Genomic DNA, 7835 nt, shown 5'->3' with positions numbered 1-7835 from the left:
TTTACACAAGTTTTTATACTGAACCTTTTTCTTCAAAATCTTGAATTGAACCACGTTTCTTAAGCTCGTCTACCACCTCGTCAAACAAAGCTTCGTTCTCTAACATACCAATTTCCTTTCTGGTTCAGTTGCAACCGATTACTTATAGATTATATTATAAACTGCTTGCCTCTAGAATTTAACTGTTTTGTACTTCTTCATTCAACAGTCTACCAACGCCTGATATTACGAGGTGTGACCCCGACAGGATGATTATAAAGCATTTTTATGCCATGCTGAGGGCAAACTAAAAGCGGTCAGCTTTCGCTAATCGCTTGTGTCTTCGCTCTTTTTGCTTTCTTTTTCTCTTTCTGCCCAGAACCTTTCACTTTCTGCCATCATCCGCTTTAGAAACTTTCTGCTCTTTTCCCATTCGTCTGAAGGACCACTAGAAAATACCTCATGTATCGTTTCCCATCTTTCACGTATGTATCAGTAGCAATAAACTTGGTGTTTCTCTTAAAAAGTACTTCATTTTCTGTATCAAGAGTGAATCCATTAGGTTGTCTTCCAGAGTTACTTTTCTTAATCACCATTCTAACATCATCTTCAGCATTATAAACACCGTGTTGCGTTGATGATGCATAGCTCTTCTCTTGGATATAGCCCCTTTCTAGTGCATCGCTAACGAAATTTTCTGAGACTTCCTGGTACATAAATAAAGTAACCTATTTATTGGTTCTGTATCTAGGACTCACCCAGCAGAATAGTGTCAGAAAGCTGGGGAGGCAGTCACTTGTGATACTCTCGCCAGACGTATTCGGAGAAACTAAAAGCAGCATCCCCTGCACTAAATACAGATGAATGCTGCTAATGTAACTTAGTTATCTTTTCTAAAAATCGTTCTAAACAAGAATCTTACCGCAGGACCGCAGAGGAAGATTTGCCAGCCAATCGCCATTGGAAAGTTGATGACGGCAGTCTGCAGCCAGGTCCCGATGAAGCCAGCTGCTTGGAAGTTCTTGAAGAGCGCGGTCGCGATCAAGCTCATCGTTGGGCACATAAGGCAGACGGTGATTGAGCACCGGATCAAGATGATCAACAAGATTGGCGTTTCAGGTGTAATCAGCCGCTGAGTCAAGTAAACGACAGGCTTTTCAAAGACGAACATCTCCAGGATGATTGCAACCGGCCACATGATCATCATTTCGCGGAAGGCGTCCAGTAAGACAGCATCCCTCATCCCGCCGATGGTAAGAGCGATGTTGTAGCAGATCATGGCGTAGACCATAACAAAGGCCATCATAACAGTAAAGACAAAATTTTCCAGTTTTGATTCTGGCATTAAAAAACTCCCTTCATGATTCACGTGTTGTTCGTTAATCACTCCGGGAGTGTGCGTTTCCAATCATAACCGTATTCAAATACAGTTAGTTATTTTAACATAGAAAAATTGATTGTGTAAGGATTTTTGATAAGATTTTCTGAAAAATAGTTTGCATTTTTCAATTAAAGGTCAGTAAGAACATCGGCGATTCCCAAGTTGTATCATCCGGGAAGGTAACCTTGATAGTAACGTAGCTGCTAGATTGCTCATCGTAGCTGTAATCGTCACGAATCTCGTACTTGGTCCCCTTTGGCATATCGGCGGTGTTACTGATGAAGTCTTGCGGCTTTAGCAACTGGTAGCTGTCTGCTTCAATATCTGTGCCTACAGGCAGAGTGATTGAAGAGCTCTTCAGAGCTGGATGATAGACTAGGTTATCTGGCTGACTGACCGTCAAGGTAAACTTCTGGCTAACTTGGTAGGAGCCGTCTGGATAATCTACCCGAATATAATAGTCATGGCTTCCAGGAACCTTTGTGTCTGGATTATTAGCTAATATATTTCCATCTGCACGGCTGAAGTAAAACTCAGTTGTCGATAACTCAACTTCAGCTGGGTCATTAGGGAAGTAACCAACTGGGTTAGTCACAATGTCCTTTCTAATATCGATATAGTGCCCATAAGGTACGGTAGTGTTCTTGACAGTCACATTGTACGCATCTGCTTGTGCTGACTTGACTACAAAGGAAACTGGCCCTACCGTTTCCTTTGAACCATCTGGGTAGGTAACCAAAATATTAGTCTGATAGGAGCCGCCCTTCTTTGTGTTTACTGGCTTTACAAAAGTATAGTTCGTCTCACTTGGAAGATCCCAGGGATTGGTAATGTAGGAATACGCATCGCTTGAGAATGTTTCTCCCCAATCAAGTGTTGTAGTCCAAGCTTTAACCTTTGGGTTGTACTTCTGTGCCATCGTTAACGGCTTCTTGCTAGTCTTCTTTACTGTCTTTGCGGGTTTCTTTGTAGTTTTTTTGACTGTCTTCTGAGCGCTCTTCTTGGTAGCCTTCTTCACAGTCTTCTTACTGCTTTTCTTCTTAGCAGTTTTCTTCACTGTCTTCTTAGCCTTGCTTGTCTTTATTACGGTCTTAGCCTTAGTGACTTTCTTATTGGTCTTTTTGCTGGTCTTCTTCGTTTTAGCTACAGACTTCTTTTTAGCCTTGTAAGCCTTGAACCACTTGGTCTTTTCTGGGGCAGAGACAAAGTAGAATTGCCGCTTGCCGGCCTTGTACTTGTTGCTCTTAATTACCCAGCCACTGCCGGTGCTCATCAACCATCGTGACCGATAGATGACAGACCCTTTCTTGACATTGCCTGCAGAGTAAAAATGGTTCTTTGACTCAGAAGTGCCAGTCTTTACCCGGTAGACCTTCATAGTCTTAGTGACTACGACCTTCTTGTTAGCCATTTTGGCATAGTCGTACCCATTAAGGTAACTTGCCTGCACAGGCTTGACGGTCGTAGCGACCAAGGATAAACATCCAACAAATGCTAGAATTTTCCTTTTCATGTTATTCACCTTTCCTAACTTAAACATCCAACTTGATCATATCCCTAAAATCCGTCCATGAAAAGGCTTTAATCAAAAAAGTCGCATACTTTTGTATACAACTTTCCATATCTCAAATTATGTTAACTATTCTCTATATTTCATTTTGTTTCCGGGTCATTACCAAGACCGCCAGCAAGTAGAAGACTACCCCAGTAACCAGCAGGACTGCTACTGATACCCATGCAGGCGCGATGTGGCCGTTATAGACGAAGACAATCCCAAACATTTCCCTGATCTCTTTTAGTACACTTGCCGGCTGATTGGCAAAATTTGCCTTTATTGCAGGCTTCATCAAAAGCTGCCGGTAAAGTACCGCTGAATGAGCACATGGGAAGTACTTTACCAGCCACTGAACGTTGTCTGGCAAGCTGCCGATTGGAATGTATGCCCCAACCAAAAAGCCGATCAAGGTCCCAACTATCGTGCTTGCGGCTGAGTAGGAGCTGTTGGTCTTCAAGAAAGAAATCATAAAGGAAGCAATCGCCGATGATGCAAAGGCTGATAAGACAATTACAGCAAATAGCTTTAGTAAAGTCTCTATATCCAGTACTGCCCCGCCGGCCAGACCAAGGTAGATTTCCCCAAAAATTAAGGTAAAAATGGACATGATGATGCTGATGATGAAGCCGGTCACGATATAGCCGCCCGCGACCTGTCTTCTGCTGACCGGAGATGAGTAAAAGTCCTTGATCGCCTTATTCTCCCGGTCGCTGATTATCACCCCATATGCTCCTAAACTCGTAGTGATCGATGCCGAAGCCAGCATCCCTGCTAGCATCCAAGCCCGCATCAAGCGATTGGGATGCGGCAGAAACTTTAGCCCGCTATTCACCGAATCACCAATGAATAAGATGTAGAGGGCAAAAATGATAATGACACTCAGCATTGAGAAGAATACTGAAGCTTTGTCTCTAAAGTAAATCTTGAGATTCCTTTTGACCATCGCGCTCATTCTCTTAGCCTCCTCCCTGTAATATTCAAGAATACGTCATCCATCGTTCCATGCAGGACTTCAAAACTTTGCAATTGGTCCCGCGTTCCTTCTACGATATCAATGGCATCCATGGTGTACCTCAGTTCTACCTCATAGTGGTCGGCCGCCTTATTCCAATTAAGTGATAAAGACGACAGAATATTGTCTAAATTCTGCTCTTTCTTCGGATACAGCTTCAGCCGGTCATAGCTGTAGAACTCTTTCAAGCTGATCGGACTGCCCTCAGCGACAATCTTCCCGTGGTCCAGTATTACCACATAATCCGCTACGGATGCTTCGGCCATATAGTGCGTCGTCAAAAAGATGGTCATCCCCTGCTCTTTTTGCAGGCGCTGGATCGTTTCCCAAATGTGCTGCCTGGTTTGCGGATCAAGACCCGTCGTTGGTTCATCTAGGAAAAGGATTTTCGGCGTATTTAAGAGCGCTCTGGCGATATCTACCCGCCTCCTTTGCCCACCGGACAATTTTCCGTATTGCCGCTTAAGCAGGTCATTAATCTCCGTATATTCGCTTGCCCGGGCAACAGCTGCTTTTACTTCTGCCTTGCTGTGATAGTAAAAGCCAGCGCGAAGAGTTAAATTCTCAAGCACTGTAAGCCGCTTATCCAGCAGTCCTTCTTGAAAGACGATCCCGATCCTCTGCTTGATCTCCTGTGCCTGTGTCTTCATGTTAAGCCCGGCCAACTTGATCTCACCAGAATCGAACTTGGTCAAAGTCGACAGGCAGTCAACCGTTGTAGATTTACCGGCCCCGTTTGGGCCAAGGAAGGCAAAGAGCTCGCCTTCGCGGACTGCAAAGGAGATGTCATTGACGACTTTCAAGTCACCATAGGACTTAGATAGGTTTCTAACCTCAATAGCATTCTTCACTATTTTACAACCCCTTTCTATTTATCTTTCTAAGTTAATTCTACATCTTTTAATATTTTCTTGGGTTAAATCTAGGTAAGATGCAAAAATAGGCGGCTAAGTTGAAAAAAGCTGGAATAAGAAAAGGCCACGCTGGTTAGGCGTGACCCTTTAGGTGATGTTAAGTGAGTTATTTTGATCGAGATATATTTCAATCAGCAAGAGAGAGTTAAGATTACGATCTGAGATACAGGTCTCAAGTACTGTAAATTCAATGCTTCATGTTAAAATTAACAGTAACTAGATACTATTTAGAGGTGGCATCATGCAAATTAGACGCGCGCAAGTTAAAGACATTCCAGCAATTATGAAGCTGCTGAGCCAAGTTTTGGAAATTCACGCTTCGATTCGTCCAGACATTTTTATTCCAGGCACAACCAAGTACACGGTGGAAGAGCTGACGACAATCATTAACGATGACCAGAAAGCAGTTTTTGTCGCGGTTGACGAAGATGATCAAGTGCTCGGCTATGCATTCACTCAGCTGCAAGAGCAGCCTTTTTCAACCAATATGGTTCAGTTTAAGTCACTCTTTATCGATGACCTCTGTGTTGACAGCACCCAGCGCTCCCAAGGCGTGGGCCGGGCCCTGCTTGATTATGTCAAAGCTGAAGCCAAAAGACTGGGATGCTATGAAGTGACGCTTAATGTATGGGAGGGCAATGATTCTGCCATAAACTTCTATAAGAAGAATGGCTTGAAGGTTAAAGAAACAAATATGGAATTTATTTTGTAAGCAAAAACCGATCTCAAATTTTGAGACCGGTTTTTAATTCCAGCAAATTACTTTACATAACAAAGTTTATGTATATATGTTTACTTAAAAATGTATAGTTCTGATAAAGCGATTCTGTTACTCTTAAAAAGTTAAAGTTGATCACCTGTACATTTAAGCGCAATAGAACTCACTTCTTAAAAATGTGTATTTTATCCCAAACGGAAAGACTTCAAATCTTCTTCCATGCTTTCATCTTCCAAGCCAATATATCTCAGAGTAGTGGTTGGGCTGCTGTGGTTCAGCATCTTCTGCAGCTTGTACAAGGCCCGGGGATCTGGATCACCTGCTGGGGTTGTCGCGCTCTTGATGTAGTGATAGCCAAAAGTTTTTCTTAGAGTGTGGGTACCAACCGTATTGGGATCAATCTCGCACTGCCGGGCGGCCCGCTTCAAATCTTTATAGAATGACTTTCCTTCAATATGCCCCTCCCCTTTTCTAGAAGGGAAGAGCCAGTCACTTGGCTTCAGCTGCATCTGGGCAATGTAATTTTCCAAGTCCTGGCTGATATTGCCAATATAGGCATGCCGGTTCTTGTGGGTCTTGGTTTCAACCAGGTTGTACCATTCCCCGTCTTCAATGTCTGACACCTTGGCCTTGACGATGTCGGAGATCCGGAGACCCGTATTGATTCCAAAGACAAAAATCATAGCATTCCGCAGACCATTCCTGTTTTGCCCGGTAACTGTCCCGGTCCCAAATTGCAGAGCCCGTTTCATAGCGTTGATTTCCTTTGCCGTTTTCAGCGGCCGGATATTTCTGCTGCTCTCTGTTTTTTTAACTTTTCGGCCCATTTTGCTAGCAAAATCCTCCCCTCATTGAATGCGTCTTTATGTATTTATTCTAGCACAAAGGTGCATTGAAGCGGCAAAATTGTTAAAAATTCCGTCCTAACTAATCAAGATTCGAATGCGTAAAAATGCCTATTTCTACGCATTCGGTAGAAAATCGATTTTCCGCCAAAGATGCTGAGAAAAGCTCTCATTTGCACGCAAATTTTTTGAGATGATTACTTGCCCTTTTTCCCTCAAATGAGGTTAAAAAGAGTTAGGCAAAGTTTCAACTAAAAAGCAGCATCCCCTGACGGAAAATTCTGCAGGGATGCTGCTTATTTGCTCATAAATCCAACTTGGCAGAATACTTGATGATTACCGATCCGTCATGACCTGAAACGGAACTGCTGAAGTCTTCCTGGTAAAAAGGCGGGACAACTTTTGCCTTGCTTCTTAAATATTCCAGTGCCTTCGGTCCATTGCCAGCAACATCGTCGTTCTCCATTTCCTGGTAAAAGCAGGCATACTTTCCAGCCGCTTTGACGTAATTGCCCTCTTTTCTTTCCACTACTTTAAAAAAGCGGCTGATTTCTGCCTTTTCAAAGTCATCGACGATCACCCCATATCTAGGCCCGAAGCTGATTGGATTCAGCGAAACACCATGCCTAAAAGGACTGACTTCCAGGTATTCTTCCGGGCAAGTCTCAACTGCCACTTTTTTAAAACCAGTCTGCTTCAAGTCACTGATTCTCTGGTCAAAGAATTCTAAGCTGGACTTGATCTTCCCCAGCTCAGCCATCTCTCTTTCGACTGCTTCCTGCTGCTTGCCTAAATACTTCTGCCGTTCATTCAAATCCTTTAAGGCGAAAAAGTCCCCAACCTCCTGCAGTCTGCTGCCCAATTTCTCCAGCAGGCGGATTGTGGCAACTTGGTCCACCTGTTCCAGCCGGTAGTAGCGGTAGCCATTATCTTTGACAACTGCCGGCTTCAGGAGCCCTTTTGCTTCATAGACATAAAGTGCCTTCTTAGTGACAGCACACATTTTGGCAAAATCCCCGGTCTTAATTAATTCCTCGTTCATGTCAATCTCTTTCCTTACTAAAACTCTCCAGCCCTTGACTATTCCCCTAGGGCATAGTTTACCCTAAAGATATGAACTTTGAAAGCAGGTAAGAAAAATGACAGAAGAATTGAAAAAGAAAGTCTGGGCCTTCAGCCTACCCATGATCAGCGAGCTGTTTGTCCAGCAGCTCTACAGCGTCATCGACATGGCCATCATCGGCCGCTATCTGGGAGCCAGGGAATTAGGGGCTGTGGGCAACGCGGCCAATATCATCATGCTTTTCCTGGTTGTCTCCGGCGGCTTTGAAATGGCGGTTGACGTCATGGTCTCCCGGCTGTTAGGGGCCGGCAAAAATAAAGAAAAAGTCGCCATAGCCCGGGCAATGTCATTAAGTTAAGGCATTGACT

Annotated in this window: 9 protein-coding genes; 2 read left to right on the top strand and 7 right to left on the bottom strand. The window is 43.8% G+C overall.

What is annotated here, in order from left to right:
- Positions 1 to 386 precede the first annotated feature (386 nt).
- From HMPREF3168_RS08275 to HMPREF3168_RS08255, 5 genes are all read right to left on the bottom strand, one after another.
- Positions 387 to 695 (bottom strand): hypothetical protein, encoded by a 309-nt coding sequence (locus tag HMPREF3168_RS08275; protein ID WP_035175363.1) that lies wholly within the window; start codon positions 693 to 695, stop codon positions 387 to 389.
- A 164-nt stretch (positions 696 to 859) separates the two neighbouring features.
- Positions 860 to 1324 (bottom strand): DUF2798 domain-containing protein, encoded by a 465-nt coding sequence (locus HMPREF3168_RS08270; RefSeq protein WP_050952443.1) that lies wholly within the window; start codon positions 1322 to 1324, stop codon positions 860 to 862.
- A 160-nt stretch (positions 1325 to 1484) separates the two neighbouring features.
- On the bottom strand, positions 1485 to 2834 hold the full coding sequence (locus HMPREF3168_RS08265; protein WP_231542220.1) for a Rib/alpha-like domain-containing protein: 1350 nt from the start codon (positions 2832 to 2834) through the stop codon (positions 1485 to 1487).
- A gap of 172 nt (positions 2835 to 3006) precedes the next feature.
- Positions 3007 to 3858, bottom strand: a complete 852-nt coding sequence (locus HMPREF3168_RS08260) for an ABC transporter permease (protein WP_231540556.1) — start codon at positions 3856 to 3858, stop codon at positions 3007 to 3009.
- A gap of 5 nt (positions 3859 to 3863) precedes the next feature.
- Entirely contained in the window at positions 3864 to 4778 is a 915-nt protein-coding gene (locus HMPREF3168_RS08255) for an ABC transporter ATP-binding protein (protein WP_070489561.1), read from the bottom strand.
- Between the two features lie 304 nt (positions 4779 to 5082).
- Here HMPREF3168_RS08255 and HMPREF3168_RS08250 point away from each other — a divergent pair, with 304 nt between their 5' ends.
- Positions 5083 to 5553, top strand: coding sequence for a GNAT family N-acetyltransferase (locus tag HMPREF3168_RS08250; protein ID WP_070489559.1), 471 nt, complete (start codon positions 5083 to 5085; stop codon positions 5551 to 5553).
- Between the two features lie 191 nt (positions 5554 to 5744).
- Here HMPREF3168_RS08250 and HMPREF3168_RS08245 read toward each other — a convergent pair whose 3' ends face one another.
- A complete protein-coding gene (locus tag HMPREF3168_RS08245; RefSeq protein ID WP_002880287.1) occupies positions 5745 to 6386 on the bottom strand; it encodes a tyrosine-type recombinase/integrase in 642 nt (213 codons plus the stop codon).
- 322 nt (positions 6387 to 6708) lie between these two features.
- Positions 6709 to 7446 (bottom strand): MerR family transcriptional regulator, encoded by a 738-nt coding sequence (locus HMPREF3168_RS09985; RefSeq protein ID WP_083289612.1) that lies wholly within the window; start codon positions 7444 to 7446, stop codon positions 6709 to 6711.
- Positions 7447 to 7543: 97 nt separating this feature from the next.
- Between HMPREF3168_RS09985 and HMPREF3168_RS08230 the strand changes: the two genes are divergently transcribed.
- Positions 7544 to 7825 carry an MATE family efflux transporter gene (locus HMPREF3168_RS08230; protein ID WP_070489557.1) on the top strand — a complete coding sequence of 94 codons (282 nt, stop codon included), beginning with the start codon at positions 7544 to 7546 and terminating at the stop codon, positions 7823 to 7825.
- The last annotated feature ends 10 nt before the right edge of the window (positions 7826 to 7835 follow it).

It is taken from the genome of Lactobacillus sp. HMSC08B12, from assembly GCF_001808415.1.
In the GTDB taxonomy this organism is placed as follows: domain Bacteria; phylum Bacillota; class Bacilli; order Lactobacillales; family Lactobacillaceae; genus Lactobacillus; species Lactobacillus delbrueckii.
Note: the sequence above shows the minus strand (reverse complement) of the source record. Positions and strands in the feature narration are given on the sequence as shown.

Excerpts from the sequence above, each read along its gene's own strand:
- HMPREF3168_RS08250 (WP_070489559.1), top strand. The coding sequence starts at position 5,083 with ATGCAAATTAGACGCGCGCAAGTTAAAGACATTCCAGCAATTATGAAG.
- HMPREF3168_RS08230 (WP_070489557.1), top strand. The coding sequence starts at position 7,544 with ATGACAGAAGAATTGAAAAAGAAAGTCTGGGCCTTCAGCCTACCCATG.
- HMPREF3168_RS08245 (WP_002880287.1), bottom strand. The coding sequence starts at position 6,386 with ATGGGCCGAAAAGTTAAAAAAACAGAGAGCAGCAGAAATATCCGGCCG.
- HMPREF3168_RS08270 (WP_050952443.1), bottom strand. The coding sequence starts at position 1,324 with ATGCCAGAATCAAAACTGGAAAATTTTGTCTTTACTGTTATGATGGCC.
- HMPREF3168_RS09985 (WP_083289612.1), bottom strand. The coding sequence starts at position 7,446 with ATGAACGAGGAATTAATTAAGACCGGGGATTTTGCCAAAATGTGTGCT.
- HMPREF3168_RS08275 (WP_035175363.1), bottom strand. The coding sequence starts at position 695 with ATGTACCAGGAAGTCTCAGAAAATTTCGTTAGCGATGCACTAGAAAGG.
- HMPREF3168_RS08260 (WP_231540556.1), bottom strand. The coding sequence starts at position 3,858 with ATGGTCAAAAGGAATCTCAAGATTTACTTTAGAGACAAAGCTTCAGTA.